The following is a 16,786-nucleotide window of genomic DNA, read 5'->3' on the forward strand; positions in this document are numbered from 1 at the left end:
CAACTGGCTTGTATCACCAGGCTTGAAGTTGCCACTCTCCCTCCTGCCACTGTAAACGATGAGTCAATTTCAGCGCCTGCAGAAAGTTTTCATCGTGAGACACCACCAGCATCGCGCCAGGGAAACCGGCCAGCGAGGCCTCGATCGCCAAAGACGACGCCAGATCCAGGTGGTTAGTCGGCTCATCCAGCAACAGCAACTGCGCAGGCTCCCGCCGCCACAACATACAGGCAAGTGCCGCCTTTAATCGCTCGCCACCGCTCAGCGCGCCCATCGGCAGCAGCACATGATCGGCATTTAACTGCAGCTGTGCCAGTTGACTGCGTACCACGCCTTCATTAAGCGGTGAGTCCTGTAGCCCCAGGTGCTCAACCACGGATAAGGATAAATCGAGTTGTGAGAGACTTTGATCGAGGTAACCCGTTGGCAGCGGGCAGTGACAACTGCCGGCTCTCGCCGCCAACTGGCCCAGGATCACTTTCAGCAACGTCGACTTCCCGCAGCCGTTTGGGCCTGTCAGTGCCACACGCATCGGGCCATCAATGCGTAAATTCAGCGGTGGCATAGTGATAAAAGGCAGTTCCACCTGTTCGAGCACCAGTACCTGTTTGCCCGCCGCCACGGCGCTGCCCGGCAGCGTGAGCATCACCGGGCTGTCCTCTTCCACCCGCTGGTAAGCGTCGCGCACTGCGACATCAAGAGCACTCTTTTGATCCTGATGCTGCTTGCGCAGCGTACCGAGGCTTTCTTTGGCCGCCGCCTTGTAGGCCACCCGCTCAAAAGACGCGATATTCAACGTATCGACGGTTTTAAGTGTCTGTGCAGAGCGTCGCTGGCTGATGTCGTGTTCTTTTTGCTGCCGTGCGCGGGTGCGGCGGCGTTCCTGTCGCGCATGCTCCAACCCGGCACGCGCCGCCTGCTGTTCCAAATCACGCTGTCGGCGATAGTCATGGTAGTTGCCGCCGTAACTGTGCAGAGCACCGGGCGTCAATTCAACGATGCGCTGCATACGCGCCAACAGTTGCCGATCGTGGCTGGCCACCAGCAAACCACCGCGCCACTGTTCTAACTGTTGATGCAACCAATCACGCCCCGGGGCATCGAGATGGTTGGTCGGTTCGTCCAGCAAAAGAAAGTCCGCATCGCTCAACATCGCCCCGCACAATGCAGCACGCATGCGTTCGCCGCCGCTCAAATCATGTGCCGGTCGTTGTGGATCGAACGCTGGCAGCCCAGCGGCGGTAAAGGCGATCTGTAGACGATCGATCAGATCCCACTGCCCTTCAAGACGATCGATATCGTCCGCCAGTGGGCGTCCCTGCTCGATACGGGCTAGTGCTGCGAACGTCTCACCGTAACCCAGCAGTTGCGCTAGCGTGGTGTGCGATGAAATTTCTGGCTGCTGTGCCACATAGGCCAATGAGGCATGAGATTCAACATGCCCGCCGCCAGGTTGATCTAGCCCCGCGATCAGGCGCAGCAGCCGCGTTTTACCGACGCCGTTGCGCCCAACCAGGCCGCAGTGTCGTTGATCAAACGTGAGATCCAATGGGCCGAACAGCGTTTCGCCGTCAGCAAACTGGCAGGTCAGTTGGTGTAAAACAAAATGGGGGGACTGCGCAAAATGAGCCATAAGCACTCCTGAATGAAATCAAAACATCCCCACAACGCACGAATACGTGCAGCGCAGGACAAGATATCAGCAGGTGTGTGTGTTCATTTTCGGTAATGGCTCCGCAGAGGGCAGGAATTTCAACGCGCAAATGCTAACCGATTTGCTGTTCACTATGCAAACAACAATAAAGATTCATGACATCTATCACATTCAGCGCAACACAGATTCCCAACGGCAGAGACAACGGCTAGATTTGTCTCATCCGACCACTTAGCGTCGCAACATAATAATAACAACTAATCATACCCAATCATTTGCAAGCGGTAACCCGTTTGAAAGAGGCAGGGGATGAACGATGGAGACTGCAATGAGCAACTACCCGCATCTGCTGGCACCGCTGGATCTCGGCTTCACGACCCTGAAAAACCGGGTGCTGATGGGATCAATGCACACCGGCCTGGAAGAACTGCCTAATGGCCCTGAGCGCATGGCGGCCTTCTATGCCGAACGTGCGGCGGCTGGCGTAGCGCTGATCGTCACTGGCGGTATTGCCCCCAATGAAAAAGGCGTGGTGTACCGCGGTGGTTCCACCCTCAGCCACCCGCAGCAAGTCGATCACCATCGCATCGTTACCGATGCCGTCCATCAGGCCGGTGGCAAAATTGCGCTACAGATCTTGCATGCCGGTCGCTACAGCTACCAACCACAGCCAGTAGCCCCTTCCGCATTGCAAGCGCCGATAAATCCCTTCGCCCCGACAGCGCTCAGCGAAGCGGAGATCGTGCAGACTATCGCCGACTTCGCCCAATGTGCCGCGCTGGCACAACAGGCCGGTTACGACGGCGTTGAAGTCATGGGTTCTGAAGGTTATCTGATCAATCAATTTCTGGTGTCGCGCACCAATCAACGCGATGACCAATGGGGCGGCAGTTTCAGCAACCGTATGCGTTTCGCCGTGGAGATCGTCCGCGCGGTACGCCAGGCGGTCGGCAACGACTTCATTCTGATTTACCGTCTCTCGATGCTCGATCTGGTGGAAGACGGTTCCAGCTGGCAGGAGATAGAGCAGTTGGCGCTGGCGGTTGAACAGGCAGGCGCGACCATTATCAACACCGGTATTGGCTGGCATGAGGCGCGTATTCCAACCATCGCCACCATGGTGCCACGCGCAGGTTTCAGTTGGGTGACCCGTAAGCTGATGGGGAAAGTACGCATCCCACTGATCACCACCAACCGCATCAACGATCCTGCGGTAGCAGAACAGGTATTGGCGGACGGCTGTGCAGACATGGTATCGATGGCCCGCCCGTTCCTGGCGGACGCTGCCTTTGTACAAAAAGCCGCAGAGGGGCGTGCCGACGAGATCAACACCTGTATTGGCTGCAATCAGGCTTGTCTCGACCAGATTTTTGAGGGCAAGCTCACCTCTTGCCTGGTTAATCCGCGCGCCTGCCGCGAAACCGAGATGCCGTTACTCCCGACAGAGAAACCAAAAAAACTGGCGGTCATCGGCGCAGGGCCTGCCGGGCTGGCATTTGCCACCACGGCTGCCAGCCGTGGCCACCGGGTGACGTTATTCGACGCTGCCGATCAGATTGGCGGTCAATTCAATATCGCCAAGCAAATTCCTGGCAAAGAGGAATTCCATGAAACCCTGCGCTACTTCCGCCGCCAACTGACGCTGCTTGAGGTGACGCTGAAACTGGGTACCTGGGTGACGGCAGCCGATCTGGCAGAATTTGACGAAGTGATCCTCGCCTGCGGCATAATACCGCGTACCCCGGACATCCCCGGCATCGATAGCGCCAAAGTACTGACCTATCTGGACGTGCTGCGCGACAAAAAACCGGTCGGCCAACGGGTCGCGATTATCGGTGCCGGCGGTATCGGCTTTGATACCGCCGAGTACCTCAGCCAGCACGGCGTGTCGAGCAGCCTCGATCAGGCTGAGTTTAATCGTGAATGGGGCATCGACGGTCAGCTTAGCCAACGCGGCGGGCTAGCAGCACAGGGGCCGATCGCCGCGCACGCGGCCCGACAAATTTATCTGCTGCAACGCAAGACCAGCAAAGTCGGTGAAGGCTTGGGGAAAACAACGGGCTGGATCCACCGCACCAGCCTGGCGATGCGCGGTGTAAAAATGCTCAACAGTGTGAATTATCAGCGTATTGATGATGAAGGGCTGCATATCTTGCGCGCCGAGCAGGAAAGCTGCTTGCCGGTAGACACGGTGATTATCTGCGCCGGGCAAGAGCCACGTCGCGAGTTGCAGCAACCGCTGTTGGAAATGGGGAAAAGGGTGCATTTGATTGGCGGAGCGGATGTTGCCGCCGAGCTGGATGCGCGCCGCGCTATCGATCAGGGCACGCGGCTGGCGATGGCACTGTAGTGACAATAAGGGGCGCATTCACTGCGCCCCTTGATCGACTCAGTAACGTGCGCCAGATTTCACCGCTTTCAAGATCACGAACTTCTTGTTTGAGGCTATCAAGGTGCAATTACCGAACAAGCGTTTCAGCTTCTGGTGATAATCCAGATGGCGATTACCGACAATGCGCAGTTCGCCGCCCACCTGCAGGCACCGCTTGGCGTCACAGAACATCTGCCAGGCCGTGTGATCGGTGATCGCATGCTGCTGGTGGAACGGTGGATTACACAGCACCGCACGCACACTTTCACGTTCAATCCCCGCCAGCGAGTTGTTCACTTCAAACTGACAACGATCCATATCCTGCGGCAGGTTATGCTCCACGTTCCGCTCACTGGAAGCCACCGCCATATAGGACTCATCAGCAAAGGTCACCTGTGCTTGCGGGTTCTGCATCAAGGCAGCCATGCCGATGATGCCGTTACCACAGCCGAGATCGATGATATGGCCTTCAAGGTCATGCGGCAGATGATCCAGGAACAAACGTGCACCAATATCCAGGTTGCTACGTGAGAACACGTTAGCGTGGTTGTGAATGATCCAATCCGTACCGTCCAGCACCCAATTGGTGGTTTCCGGCGCGGCTGGTGGCACGATGTCTGCAACTTCACAGAAGATTAACCGTGCTTTCTTCCAGGCCAGGCTAGTACGCGTCGGACCAAGCACCTTTTCAAACAGCTGCATGGTCGAGGTGTGTACGTCACGTGCCTTGGCGCCAGCGATAATCACCGTGTCCGGCGCCACCACATTGCGCAGCGCACGCAGTTGCTGTTCCAGCAAGGCCAGTGCCTTAGGAATACGGATCAATACCACCGCCGGTGATGCCGGCAGTTCGGCAAGGCTGTCCAACAGCGTAACCTGCTCTGGATCCAGTTCGTTGAGCTTCAGGTTATGGCGCGTTGCCAACTGGCTCATGTACGAATCGCTGATGCTGTATGGCTGATGACGGTGCAACGCACAGGCCAAAGTGCCAAAGTTGTCGTTGAAAATCAGCACCGGACGACCGTCGATGTTCACATTTTCAAGCTGTTGCAGCAGATATTCGTCCGCCGCTTCCCACGCCTGTAATTGGGTGGATTCTTCCTGTTGGGGATAACGTTCCAGCTCAAGTTGCTGTGTTCCCAGATCGAGTTGGCTCATTGCCCCTCCTGACTGATAAAATTTGGGCTGTTTATCCCCTAAAAACGTCCGGCAGTAAAATGTTTTTTCGGATAAATTGCCCTTTGCGGGATTTGCACGAAAAAACATCATACAATGGCCCGCTCAATTGAGGCCACAACGGGAAGATAATGTCCGAACTGACCTACCTGCAGGGCTACCCTGAACATCTGCAAAGCCAGGTGCAACAGTTGATCGACCAACAACGGTTGGGGGATGTGCTGTTGCAGCGCTATCCGCAGGTGCATGACTGCACCACCGACAAATCGCTTTATCAGTTTACCGTCGATCTGAAAAACCAATACCTGCGCAACGCCCAGCCACTGAGCAAAGTGGCCTACGACGGTAAAATCCAGGTGATGAAACACGCGCTTGGCATGCACACCGCCATTTCTCGCGTACAGGGCGGCAAGCTGAAGGCCAAAGCGGAAATTCGCGTGGCGACGGTATTCAAATTGGCACCGGAGCCGTTTCTACGCATGATCGTCGTGCATGAGCTGGCACACCTGAAAGAGAAGGACCATAACAAAGCTTTCTACAGCCTGTGCTGCCATATGGAACCCAATTATCATCAATTGGAGTTCGATACCCGGCTGTACCTGACTCATCTCTCCGTGTTTGGCGATCTGTATACCTGACGAGCCCCTGTGATACTCTGATTTCTAACGTCTGGGAACCGGAGATATCTATGATTCGCTTTGCTGTTGTTGGCACCAACTGGATTACGGAACGCTTTATCGACGCCGCACACGAAAGTGGCAAACTCACGCTGACCGCTGTCTATTCACGCAAGTTAGAACAGGCCCAGGCGTTTGGTGCCAACTACCACGTCAGTGCGTTTTTCGATTCCCTTGAGGCAATGGCCCAGTCAGACGCGATAGATGCGGTTTACATCGCCAGCCCTAACGCCCTGCACTGCTCGCAGGCGCTCCTGTTCCTGAGCCATAAAAAGCACGTCATTTGCGAAAAGCCGCTGGTATCCAACCTGCGCGAAGCCGAAAAGTTGGTGGCCTGCGCCCGCGAGAATCAGGTGGTGCTGTTCGAAGCCTTTAAAAGCGCTCACCTGCCGAATTTCTTGGCGTTACGGCAAGCGCTGCCGAAAATTGGTCGCCTGCGTAAAGCCTATATCAATTACTGCCAATACTCTTCACGCTATCCGCGCTATCTGGCAGGAGAGAACCCGAATACCTTCAACCCGCAGTTTTCCAACGGTTCGATCATGGACATTGGCTATTACTGTTTGGCCAGTGCCGTGGCGCTGTTCGGTGCGCCAAAGTCGGTCATTGCCAGCGCGTGTTTGCTGGACACCGGCGTTGATGCTCTCGGCACAGCTTGCCTCAACTACGGTGATTTCGACGTGACCATCTCTCATTCCAAAGTCAGCAATTCGGACATTCCAAGTGAGATCCAGGGTGAAGATGGCACGTTGGTGATTGAGAAAATCTCGGAGTGCCAGAGCGTAGCGCTAACGCCCCGCGGGGGACATCGTCAGGATCTGACCCAGCCACAGCACATTAACACCATGCTGTATGAGGCACAGGTGTTCGCCGATTTGGTGGAGAAACGGCAGGTAGAGCACCCTGGGTTAGAAAATTCGTTGATTATCGCCAACTTGTTGACCGAAATTCGCCGCCAGACTGGCGTCGTGTTTCCTGCCGATGGAGAATGACATGAAGCCATTATTACTGATGCAAACCGGCGATGCCCCAGACGTTATTCGCCGGGAGAAAGCCAATTTTGACGGTATGTTCCTGCAACAGGGAAACATTGACGCCGATCGTGTGCAGATTGTGCATCTTCCTGCTGGCGAACAACCTTTGCCACCACAAAACTATTCTGGCGTGGTGATTACCGGTTCACCGGCCATGGTCACTGAACAATTACCCTGGAGCGAGCAGGCTGCCGAGTGGCTACGCCAGGCGATGCTCATTAAGCTGCCTATTTTTGGCGCCTGTTATGGCCACCAACTGCTGGCCTACGCGCTCGGCGGCGAAGTCGGCTACCACCCGCAAGGCATGGAGGTCGGTACGCTGGACATCGAACTGTTGCCCGCCGCCGCCAATGACCGGCGGATGGCAATGTTGCCACCGCGCTTCAAGGCGAACCTGATCCACTCCCAGAGCGTATTAACGCCCCCTGCCGGCGCCGTAGTGCTGGCACGTTCCCAGCAGGATGCTTATCAGATCCTGAGTTATGGCGATCACGTGCTGACGACGCAGTTCCACCCAGAGTTTAACGGCGCAGTGATGCACCAGTATCTGAGCTGGCTCGGCGAGCTGTACCCAGAACAACATGCGGAGTATCAGCTTAAGCAACAGCAGGTTAGCGATACGCCGTTCAGCCGGCTGCTGTTGCAAGGGTTTGTCGTCAGTTTGGGTGCGCAAAAAGCCTTGGCCGGGTAACGCAATAAACGTTGACCACTGACACATTTTGCATTACTTTCTGCCCTGCAAAGGGGAGTAACTTTTATACCTAATAGATTTCAAGGTGCGGCAAGGCGGCAACCGAAGGAATCCTCAGGAGCTTACTTAAGTAAGTGACTAGGGTGACAGAGGGAAGACAACGCAGCAGTGGCTTGAAAGATGAAGGGTATCTTGCCGGTCAATCGTCATTACGGTGCGTAAGCACCCGGTTACCGGGCAACCTGATGTCAGGGCGCACTTTCGGTGCACCTTCATCAACGTTGTAAGTGAGACCTTGCCGGAAGGCGAGGTTTGCTTGCAGCGTTCATAAGAGCGGCTAGCGTCTTCCGACGTTGGCCGTTTTTGTTTTTGAAGGATACCTCTGATGATGAATACCGTTGGCACACCTTGGTTATGGGGCAGCTTTGCCGCCATCATAGTTGTGATGCTCGCAATCGACTTACTGCTGCAAGGCCGCAAAGGCGCACACACCATGACGCTAAAGCAGGCCGCCAGTTGGTCGCTGGTGTGGGTCAGCCTGTCTCTGCTGTTCAACCTGGGTTTTTGGTACTACCTGAACCAGACCGCAGGGCGCGCTGTTGCCGATACTCAGGCGCTGGCCTTCCTCACCGGTTATCTGATCGAAAAAGCGTTGGCGGTTGATAACGTCTTCGTCTGGCTGATGCTGTTCAGCTACTTTGCCGTACCAGCCAACCTGCAGCGTCGGGTATTGATTTTCGGCGTACTGGGCGCGATTGTGCTGCGTACTATCATGATCTTTGCCGGTAGCTGGCTGGTAACCCAGTTCCAGTGGTTACTGTATTTGTTCGGCGCTTTCCTGCTGTTCACCGGTATCAAGATGGCGCTGGCGAAGGAAGACGATTCGGCGATTGGCGACAAACCCTTGGTGAAGTGGCTGCGCAGCCACCTGCGTATGACCGATAACCTGGAAGGTGAGCGTTTCTTCGTGCGCCGCAACGGCGTGTTGTTTGCGACACCGCTGGTATTGGTACTGATACTGGTGGAGCTGAGTGACGTGATCTTTGCCGTCGACAGCATCCCGGCAATCTTTGCCGTCACTACGGATCCGTTTATCGTTCTGACTTCTAACCTGTTCGCCATCATGGGGCTGCGTGCTATGTACTTCCTGCTGGCTAACGTGGCAGAACGTTTCTCGATGCTGAAGTACGGCCTGTCGATCATTTTGATGTTTATCGGCGTCAAAATGTTGATTATCGACTTCTTCCATATCCCGATCGGCGTTTCGCTCGGTGTCGTGGCCGGTATCCTGACGCTGACCCTGCTGATCAACGCCTGGGTTAACCGCCGTAACGACCGTTTGGCTAATAATAAAGCACCATAATCTGTTATCCGGGGCGCTAGTCGCCCCGTGATTGTTTGGCAATTCATCCCAAACGCCAAATGTTATTGCGATCACACAAATGTAATCAGAATGTTATCAAGAGTTGATCCGCCCTCAGAATTTCACCGCTGACCCTTTCCAACCCCATCCGTTTACTGAATACTGATTAAGCAAACACACTTGGTTACAGATTCAAATAAAGTTGTCCGGTGGCGTTCCCGCCGAGGTGACAAAGTCTGTACGCAACATCATCGGGAAAAAGCATCATGCAAAAATTACTACAACGGATCGTACAGGGCAGCCTGGTTAAACAAATCATGATCGGCCTGGTGGCCGGCATTATTGTTGCGTTGGTCTCACCGGCAACGGCTTCAGCCGTTGGGCTGCTGGGCGCGCTGTTCGTCGGGGCATTAAAAGCGGTAGCGCCTGTGCTGGTGCTGGTATTGGTTATGGCGTCAATCGCCAACCATAAACACGGCCAGAAGACGAACATCCGTCCGATCCTGTTCCTTTATCTGTTGGGCACCTTCGCTGCCGCGCTGGTGGCGGTTGTCGTCAGCTTTATGTTCCCGTCCAATCTGGCGCTGGTGGCCGGTAATGCGGATATCAACCCGCCGGGCGGTATTATTGAAGTGCTAAAAGGTCTGTTACTGAGCGTGGTTGCCAACCCGTTCCAGGCACTGATTAGCGCCAACTATATCGGCATTCTGGCTTGGGCCGTGGGCCTGGGCCTGGCACTGCGCCACGCTTCCGAAACCACTAAATCGCTGATTAACGATCTGTCACACGCGGTAACCATGGTGGTGCGCGCGGTGATCCGTTGCGCACCGCTCGGCATCTTCGGTCTGGTGGCCTCGACGCTGGCGGACACCGGTTTCGGTGCGCTGTGGGGTTATGCCCAACTGCTGGTGGTGCTGATCGGCTGTATGTTGCTGGTAGCGCTGGTGCTGAACCCGCTGATCGTTTACTGGAAAATTCGCCGTAACCCTTATCCGCTGGTCTTTGCTTGCCTGCGTGAAAGCGGCGTGACCGCGTTCTTCACCCGCAGCTCAGCCGCCAATATTCCCGTGAATATGGAGCTGTGCAAAAAGCTGAATCTGAACGAAGACACCTACTCGGTTTCTATCCCGCTGGGCGCCACTATCAATATGGCCGGTGCGGCAATCACCATTACCGTGCTCACGCTGGCTGCGGTCCACACTCTGGGAATTCCCGTTGATATTCCGACTGCACTGCTGCTGAGCGTTGTCGCTGCCGTCTGTGCCTGTGGTGCTTCCGGCGTGGCCGGCGGTTCGCTGCTGCTGATTCCATTGGCCTGTAACATGTTCGGTATCCCGAACGATGTGGCCATGCAGGTCGTTGCTGTCGGCTTTATTATCGGTGTACTGCAAGACTCCGCCGAAACGGCACTGAACTCCTCTACCGACGTGCTGTTCACTGCTGCGGCCTGCCAGGCAGAAGACCAGCGTTTGGCGGATGAAGACCCACTGAGAGTGCGTTAATTCCTGATACGATTGTACAAGGCGCCCGTTATCGGGCGCTTTTTTTCGGCGCCAGCAAAGCAGATACCGCAGCTTTACAATGTCACCCCGCTTTTAAAAATCGCTAATTCACGAAAGTCATTCACTTCGTTACACGTCGCCTGACCATTGGCGATCGCCACGATGAGATCGACAAACGCCTCCAGTAGGCTGTCCATTGATGTCCCGTGGATCAACTTGCCGGCATCAAAGTCGATCCAGTGGGGCTTCTTCGTCGCCAATTCGCTGTTAGTGGCCAACTTAACCGTAGGAACAAAGCCACCATAGGGCGTACCACGCCCGGTGCTGAACAACACCATGTGACAGCCCGCCCCCGCCAACGCACTGGTCGCCACCGCATCATTGCCGGGGGCACTCAGCAAGTTTAAGCCAGGTTGCCGCAATCGCTCGCCATACTTGAGTACATCCACGACCTGACTCTGCCCCGCTTTCTGCGTGCAACCGAGGGACTTCTCCTCCAGCGTGGTGATACCACCCGCTTTGTTGCCCGGTGAGGGATTTTCATAAATGGGCTGATTATGAGCGATAAAATACTGTTTAAAATCGTTAACCATGCTGACGGTCTTTTCGAAGGTTGCCCGATCGCGGCACCGGCTCATCAAGATCCGCTCGGCACCAAACATCTCTGGTACTTCTGTCAGCACCGTTGTGCCACCGTTAGCGATCAGGTAATCGGAAAAACGGCCCAGCAACGGATTGGCAGTGATGCCTGATAAACCGTCCGAACCACCGCATTCCAGGCCAAACTTCAACTCACTCAGTTTACCTGGCTGCCGGCGATCATCGCGCATCACCTGATACAACGCATGTAGCTGCTCGAGGCCCGCTTCCACCTCGTCATCCTGTTGTTGGCACACCATAAAGCGCACCCGCGATTCATCGATTGCACCCAGCGTACTGCGAAAAACATCTACCTGATTGTTTTCACACCCGAGTCCAATCACCAACACCGCGCCCGCGTTTGGGTGTCGCACCATATTTTGCAGCATGGTTCGGGTATTGTCGTGATCCTGCCCCAGTTGCGAACAGCCAAACGGGTGGCTGAACAGATGCACGCCATCGATCCCCGCCGCATTTTGGGTTTCCTTTAAAAAACGCTGTTGGATCTGCCGGGCAATACCGTTAACACAGCCAACGGTCGGCACAATCCACAACTCGTTGCGGATCCCGACCTCTCCGCTGCTACGACGATAAAGATGTACCTTTCGGTCTGCTGACTGCGGGGGCAGTGATGGAAAAGCAGGTTGGTACAGATAACTGTCCAGATCGCTCAGATTGGTTTTGGCATTTTGTGAGTGGATATGCTCACCGGGTGCGATAGCGTCCAACGCATGCCCGATCGGCAAACCGTATTTGGTGATCGCCTCACCGGCCGCTATGGGTTTCAGTGCAAACTTGTGTCCGCGAACCACCGCTTGCGACAGCACAATGTCCTGAGCCTCTACACGCAGCGTTTCGCCTGCGGCCAGGTCACGCAGTGCCACCGCGACATTGTCCAGTGAATGAATTTTTACCGTGCTTTGCATAATCCCGCCTTGGGCAACCGCTATGCCAGTTCAATAGCAAAATAGTTTTTGGCATTGTCGAAGCAGATATTTCTCACCATCTGACCTAGCAGCGTGATGTCCGCCGGGGCTTCCCCCTCTTCCACCCAACGACCGATCATTTGGCACAGGATGCGACGGAAGTATTCATGGCGGGTATAAGACAAGAAACTGCGACTGTCGGTCAGCATGCCGACAAAACGGCTCAATAACCCCAGTTGCGCCAACTGTGTCATCTGCCGCTGCATACCGTCTTTCTGATCGTTGAACCACCAACCGGAACCAAACTGCATTTTGCCCGGCGTGCCTTCTCCCTGGAAGTTACCGACCATGGTGCCGATCACCTCGTTGTCGCGCGGATTGAGACAGTACAAGATCGTTTTCGGTAACCCACCTTGACGCGCCTGGGCGTCCAGCAAGCGTGAAAGCGGCTCCGCCAGCGGCCGATCGTTAATCGAGTCGAAGCCGATGTCCGGTCCCCGGCTTGCCAGCATGCGGCTGTTATTATTACGCAAAGCACCAATATGGTATTGCTGCACCCATTCACGGCGTTGATATTCAGCAGCCAGGAACACCAGCACGGCGCTTTTAAACTGGGCGCTTTGCTCCGGTGTCGGCAGTTTGCCGCTCAGACGTGCCGCTAAAATAGCGTCTAATGTTGCTTCGTCCGCTTCGCCATACACCACCACATCCAGCGCATGGTCAGCCACCTTGCAGCCGTGGGCAGCAAAGTGATCCATACGCTTTTTCAATGCGTCACACAGGGCACTGAAACGACCAATATTGATATCCGCCGCCGCTTCCAACTTTTGCAGGTAATCATTGAAACCCGGCGCATCAATATTGAACGCCTTATCCGGTCGCCAGCTTGGCAATACTTTGATATCGAAACTGCCATCGGCGGCAATGGCTTTGTGGTGGCGCAGATCGTCGATGGGATCATCTGTCGTGCCGACCATTTTCACGTTCATTTGCTGCATGATGCCACGCGCCCTGAAATCATCCTGCGCCAGTAACGCATTACCGCGCTGCCAGATATCGTCCGCCGTCGTCGGGGAAAGTAACGTTCCTGTGATACCGAACGGGCGGCGCAGCTCCAGGTGTGTCCAGTGGTATAGCGGGTTACCGATGGTGTGAGGCACAGTGGCGGCCCAAGCGTCGAATTTCTCACGATCGCTGGCATCCCCGGTACACAACCGTTCCGCTACGCCGTTAGTGCGCATCGCGCGCCATTTGTAGTGATCGCCTTTTAGCCAGATCTCATACAAATTATTGAAACGGGTATTCTCGGCAATCTGTTCCGGGGGTAAATGACAGTGATAGTCAAAGATCGGCTGGTCCGCAGCATAATCATGATACAAACGCCGGGAGAATTCGGTATCTAACAGAAAATCTTCACTTAAAAACGTCGCCATATCTGGCTCCTCACCTTGCTTGTCGTTCTGCGACTCTGTTCAATTCGACAAAGTTATCACACCAATTTAACCGAGCGTCCAGCAAAATATCACTCTGCGTAGCGACTAGGCCCTCTTCAAAAGGCCATTAACCGGCATTTTTGCGGCAAAAAACGGCACAAATCGCATAATTATCCCGCAAACAGTATTGCCCAATTGAAAAACGGCTTTTGTGATATCACTCAACTTTTAAATCTGTATGACAAGTTATTGTCTCGCCACCCAGTCGTTCATGCGGCGGGAATACGTCGGTGACGGACAGGCCGGCGCAGAACAACGAAAAGGGATCACCCCCTACACGCTGCTGCCATCTCGGCACTGCCTATTGAAGACTGGGAGACATTTCGGATGCGTAAAATTAAAGGGTTACGCTGGTACATGATCGGCTTGGTGACCATCGGCACCGTGCTGGGTTACCTGACCCGCAACGCCATTGCCGTCGCAGCACCGACGCTGGAAGGCACCTTACATATCACCACGCAGCAGTACTCATACATCGTCGCGGCCTATTCCGCCTGCTATACCCTGATGCAGCCAGTGGCGGGATACGTACTGGACGTTTTAGGGACCAAAGTGGGATACGCCATGTTCGCTATCCTGTGGGCCCTGTTTTGCATGGGCACCGCGCTCGCCAACAGTTGGGGTGGACTAGCGCTGGCACGCGGCGCCGTGGGTATGGCGGAAGCAGCGATGATCCCCGCCGGGCTGAAAGCCAGCAGCGAATGGTTCCCAGCCAAAGAACGATCCATTGCTGTGGGTTATTTTAACGTAGGTTCGTCGATCGGCGGCATGCTCGCCCCGCCGTTAGTGGTCTGGGCCATCGTTGCGCACAGCTGGGAAATGGCGTTTATCATCACCGGTGTGCTAAGCCTGATCTGGGCCATCTGTTGGCTGATTTTCTACAAACACCCGAAGGATCAGAAGAAACTCAGCAATGAAGAGCGCCATTACATCCTCAATGGCCAGGAGGCTCAACACCAAACCGATAATGCCAAGAAAATGTCTGCCTGGCAGATTGTGCGCAACCGCCAGTTCTGGGGCATCGCGCTCCCGCGATTTTTGGCGGAGCCTGCCTGGGGTACGTTCAATGCCTGGATCCCGCTATTCATGTTCAAAGCCTACGGTTTTAACCTGAAAGAGATCGCCATGTTTGCCTGGATGCCGATGCTGTTCGCCGATCTCGGCTGCATCGTTGGCGGATATCTGCCACCGTTTTTCCAAAAGCACTTTAAGGTGAACCTGATCGTGTCGCGCAAACTGGTGGTCACTCTGGGTGCGGTGCTCATGATTGGCCCCGGCATGATCGGTTTGTTCACGAGCCCTTATGCGGCTATTGCGCTGTTATGCGTCGGCGGTTTTGCTCATCAGGCACTGTCCGGGGCACTGATTACCCTGTCTTCTGACGTCTTTGGTCGCAACGAGGTCGCCACCGCCAATGGCCTGACCGGCATGGCTGCCTGGACCGCCAGCACGCTGTTTGCTCTGGTGGTCGGTGCATTGGCAGATACTCTGGGGTTCAGCCCATTGTTTGCAGCGCTGTCGGTATTCGATATTCTCGGCGCCATTGCTATCTGGACCCTCTTGCAAAATCGACCGGCAACCCCGCCGACAGAAGATGCCCTGCAACCAGAACCCGCACGCAGTTAATCCCGCCGCCCGGCCACCGCGCCGGGCGCTCCCTAGCCGTCACTGGTAGCTCCACCGGATAAGTGGTATAACAAATCTATGGTTATGCCCCCTCTCTACCCTAAGAGCATTCACTATGGAATTCACTGAAACCAGACGCCTGTACCAACAACTGGCCGCCGAGCTTAAGCAACGTATTGAAAGTGGCCGATACCCTGTGGGCGATAAACTGCCGGCCGAGCGTTACATTGCCGAAGAAATGAATGTCAGCCGTACCGTAGTGCGGGAAGCCATCATCATGCTGGAAGTGGAAGGCTACGTTGACGTACGCAAAGGCTCCGGGATCCACGTGATGTCCAACCAGCAGAAAAATCTGGTCGTGCCGGGCGACAGCATTGAGTTCGCCACCGCCGGCCCCTTTGAGCTTCTGCAGGCGCGCCAACTGATCGAAAGTAATATTGCGGAATTTGCGGCTACCCAAGTCACCAAGCAAGACATCGTTCAATTGATGGAGATTCAGGAGCAAGCCCGTAAGGAAGATCGCTTTCGTGATTCACAGTGGGATCTGAAATTCCACGTGCAGGTGGCGCTCGCTACCCAAAACACCGCCATGGCCACAATCGTAGAAAAAATGTGGGTGCAACGCGTCAATAACCCTTATTGGATCAAGCTGCATGAACACATCGACGATCGCTCAATTGCCAGTTGGTGTGACGATCACGATCAGATCCTTAAGGCGTTGATTCGCAAAGATCCCCATGCTGCCAAACTGGCCATGTGGCAACACCTGGAAAACACTAAGCAGATGCTGTTCAACGCCACCAGCGACGACTTCGAATATAACGCTGACCGCTATCTGTTCGCCGATAATCCGGTGGTGCATCTGGACAATGCACCCGCAGAAAATAAATAGCCCAGGCGGTCAAAAATCGTCGGGTTATGTCAGGTATTGTAAAATCCGCTGAATCGATGCCTGAACCGCAGTTTGCCGTGTAGTATTTCACCGATGGCAACGTAGATTTCCCTGTTGCCAATCGTGCTATTTTGTTAGAGTTGAGCCACTTTTTTTACCCTCTGCTACGGGGCGGGACGCGAATAAATGCGCTGGTTGTTTGCCATGCTTATTGCTCTTTTCTGCTGGACCGGTTCGGTCTCCGGCCAAAAGCTATGCGCGACGACTCCCACAGCATTGAACAGCCAGCCATTGCTCGCTGATACAACGCTTTCCTCTTCTGACTTGGTTTACCAGTCACCTGCAGAACTGCGGCGCAAACCGCCCGGCAAGGTGCCGCTCCTGTTGCCGCGGGTGCATTCTTACCCCGGTTCATTGACAGCCTCAGCCCAATGGCTGCCGGTCTATACTCAGACCACAACCTTAGGCTACCGCACTCGGCTCCCGCGCCAGACCTCACCTGCGCTAAACCGGCTTGCCCAGGTCAATTGGGCACTGCACGCCCCGCAGCGGCAGAACAGGCTGGGTGGCTGGAAAGAAAGTAATATGCTTTACCGTGGCACGCTGACTTACCACTCTTGACCGGTGTCGCACCGATTAGAACCCACTAAAAAGCAACGCCGTTTCATCGTTACCAGCAGTCAGGATCGCCCGCGCGCTCTTCGCCCACTTCCGATCCGCCGCTGAGACACAAACAAACAAT

The 16,786-nt window shown here is 55.1% G+C and carries 13 protein-coding genes; 9 read left to right on the forward strand and 4 right to left on the reverse strand.

The annotated features are described in order from the left end of the window. Positions 1-13 precede the first annotated feature (13 nt). The gene (locus AC2FCQ_RS10475; RefSeq protein WP_209637223.1) at positions 14-1,633 is read right to left on the reverse strand and encodes an ABC-F family ATP-binding cassette domain-containing protein; all 1,620 of its coding nucleotides are present in this window, start codon (positions 1,631-1,633) and stop codon (positions 14-16) included. Positions 1,634-1,982: 349 nt separating this feature from the next. Between AC2FCQ_RS10475 and AC2FCQ_RS10480 the strand changes: the two genes are divergently transcribed. Beyond that, complete coding sequence (locus AC2FCQ_RS10480; protein ID WP_209637221.1) at positions 1,983-4,004, forward strand: oxidoreductase; 2,022 nt, start codon at positions 1,983-1,985, stop codon at positions 4,002-4,004. Positions 4,005-4,043: 39 nt separating this feature from the next. On the opposite strand, the gene rlmG is transcribed toward AC2FCQ_RS10480, so the two are convergent. Beyond that, positions 4,044-5,183, reverse strand: coding sequence for a 23S rRNA (guanine(1835)-N(2))-methyltransferase RlmG (rlmG, locus tag AC2FCQ_RS10485; RefSeq protein WP_490307897.1), 1,140 nt, complete (start codon positions 5,181-5,183; stop codon positions 4,044-4,046). A gap of 149 nt (positions 5,184-5,332) precedes the next feature. Between rlmG and AC2FCQ_RS10490 the strand changes: the two genes are divergently transcribed. The 5 genes from AC2FCQ_RS10490 to sstT all read left to right on the forward strand — a co-directional run bounded on the left by AC2FCQ_RS10490 (position 5,333) and on the right by sstT (position 10,468). Then, positions 5,333-5,839 (forward strand): M48 metallopeptidase family protein, encoded by a 507-nt coding sequence (locus tag AC2FCQ_RS10490; RefSeq protein ID WP_265555915.1) that lies wholly within the window; start codon positions 5,333-5,335, stop codon positions 5,837-5,839. Between the two features lie 50 nt (positions 5,840-5,889). Further along, positions 5,890-6,870, forward strand: a complete 981-nt coding sequence (locus AC2FCQ_RS10495; protein ID WP_490307896.1) for a Gfo/Idh/MocA family protein — start codon at positions 5,890-5,892, stop codon at positions 6,868-6,870. Position 6,871: 1 nt separating this feature from the next. Further along, positions 6,872-7,603: a glutamine amidotransferase gene (locus AC2FCQ_RS10500; RefSeq protein ID WP_490307895.1), complete on the forward strand. Its 732-nt coding sequence runs from the start codon at positions 6,872-6,874 to the stop codon at positions 7,601-7,603. Between the two features lie 385 nt (positions 7,604-7,988). Continuing rightward, entirely contained in the window at positions 7,989-8,966 is a 978-nt protein-coding gene (locus AC2FCQ_RS10505) for a TerC family protein (protein ID WP_280921279.1), read from the forward strand. A gap of 266 nt (positions 8,967-9,232) precedes the next feature. Continuing rightward, a complete protein-coding gene (gene sstT, locus AC2FCQ_RS10510) occupies positions 9,233-10,468 on the forward strand; it encodes a serine/threonine transporter SstT (RefSeq protein ID WP_209637206.1) in 1,236 nt (411 codons plus the stop codon). Positions 10,469-10,542: 74 nt separating this feature from the next. Here sstT and AC2FCQ_RS10515 read toward each other — a convergent pair whose 3' ends face one another. Further along, positions 10,543-12,033: a UxaA family hydrolase gene (locus tag AC2FCQ_RS10515; protein WP_490307894.1), complete on the reverse strand. Its 1,491-nt coding sequence runs from the start codon at positions 12,031-12,033 to the stop codon at positions 10,543-10,545. A 20-nt stretch (positions 12,034-12,053) separates the two neighbouring features. Further along, the gene (uxaC, locus tag AC2FCQ_RS10520) at positions 12,054-13,466 is read right to left on the reverse strand and encodes a glucuronate isomerase (RefSeq protein ID WP_209637202.1); all 1,413 of its coding nucleotides are present in this window, start codon (positions 13,464-13,466) and stop codon (positions 12,054-12,056) included. Positions 13,467-13,853: 387 nt separating this feature from the next. Between uxaC and AC2FCQ_RS10525 the strand changes: the two genes are divergently transcribed. From AC2FCQ_RS10525 to AC2FCQ_RS10535, 3 genes are all read left to right on the forward strand, one after another. Continuing rightward, positions 13,854-15,152, forward strand: coding sequence for an MFS transporter (locus AC2FCQ_RS10525; RefSeq protein WP_209637201.1), 1,299 nt, complete (start codon positions 13,854-13,856; stop codon positions 15,150-15,152). 115 nt (positions 15,153-15,267) lie between these two features. Further along, positions 15,268-16,044, forward strand: a complete 777-nt coding sequence (gene exuR, locus AC2FCQ_RS10530) for a transcriptional regulator ExuR (RefSeq protein ID WP_209637199.1) — start codon at positions 15,268-15,270, stop codon at positions 16,042-16,044. 186 nt (positions 16,045-16,230) lie between these two features. Continuing rightward, on the forward strand, positions 16,231-16,665 hold the full coding sequence (locus AC2FCQ_RS10535; protein ID WP_322740282.1) for a hypothetical protein: 435 nt from the start codon (positions 16,231-16,233) through the stop codon (positions 16,663-16,665). Positions 16,666-16,786: the final 121 nt, after the last annotated feature.

The sequence above is a fragment of the Serratia sp. CoH_134_PS_4 genome, from assembly GCF_058190535.1.

Coding starts and splice junctions, on each gene's coding strand:
- AC2FCQ_RS10500 (WP_490307895.1), top strand. CDS start 6,872: ATGAAGCCATTATTACTGATGCAAACCGGCGATGCCCCAGACGTTATT.
- AC2FCQ_RS10480 (WP_209637221.1), top strand. CDS start 1,983: ATGAGCAACTACCCGCATCTGCTGGCACCGCTGGATCTCGGCTTCACG.
- AC2FCQ_RS10515 (WP_490307894.1), bottom strand. CDS start 12,033: ATGCAAAGCACGGTAAAAATTCATTCACTGGACAATGTCGCGGTGGCA.
- AC2FCQ_RS10535 (WP_322740282.1), top strand. CDS start 16,231: ATGCGCTGGTTGTTTGCCATGCTTATTGCTCTTTTCTGCTGGACCGGT.
- exuR (WP_209637199.1), top strand. CDS start 15,268: ATGGAATTCACTGAAACCAGACGCCTGTACCAACAACTGGCCGCCGAG.
- uxaC (WP_209637202.1), bottom strand. CDS start 13,466: ATGGCGACGTTTTTAAGTGAAGATTTTCTGTTAGATACCGAATTCTCC.
- rlmG (WP_490307897.1), bottom strand. CDS start 5,183: ATGAGCCAACTCGATCTGGGAACACAGCAACTTGAGCTGGAACGTTAT.
- AC2FCQ_RS10475 (WP_209637223.1), bottom strand. CDS start 1,633: ATGGCTCATTTTGCGCAGTCCCCCCATTTTGTTTTACACCAACTGACC.
- AC2FCQ_RS10525 (WP_209637201.1), top strand. CDS start 13,854: ATGCGTAAAATTAAAGGGTTACGCTGGTACATGATCGGCTTGGTGACC.
- AC2FCQ_RS10490 (WP_265555915.1), top strand. CDS start 5,333: ATGTCCGAACTGACCTACCTGCAGGGCTACCCTGAACATCTGCAAAGC.
- AC2FCQ_RS10505 (WP_280921279.1), top strand. CDS start 7,989: ATGATGAATACCGTTGGCACACCTTGGTTATGGGGCAGCTTTGCCGCC.
- AC2FCQ_RS10495 (WP_490307896.1), top strand. CDS start 5,890: ATGATTCGCTTTGCTGTTGTTGGCACCAACTGGATTACGGAACGCTTT.
- sstT (WP_209637206.1), top strand. CDS start 9,233: ATGCAAAAATTACTACAACGGATCGTACAGGGCAGCCTGGTTAAACAA.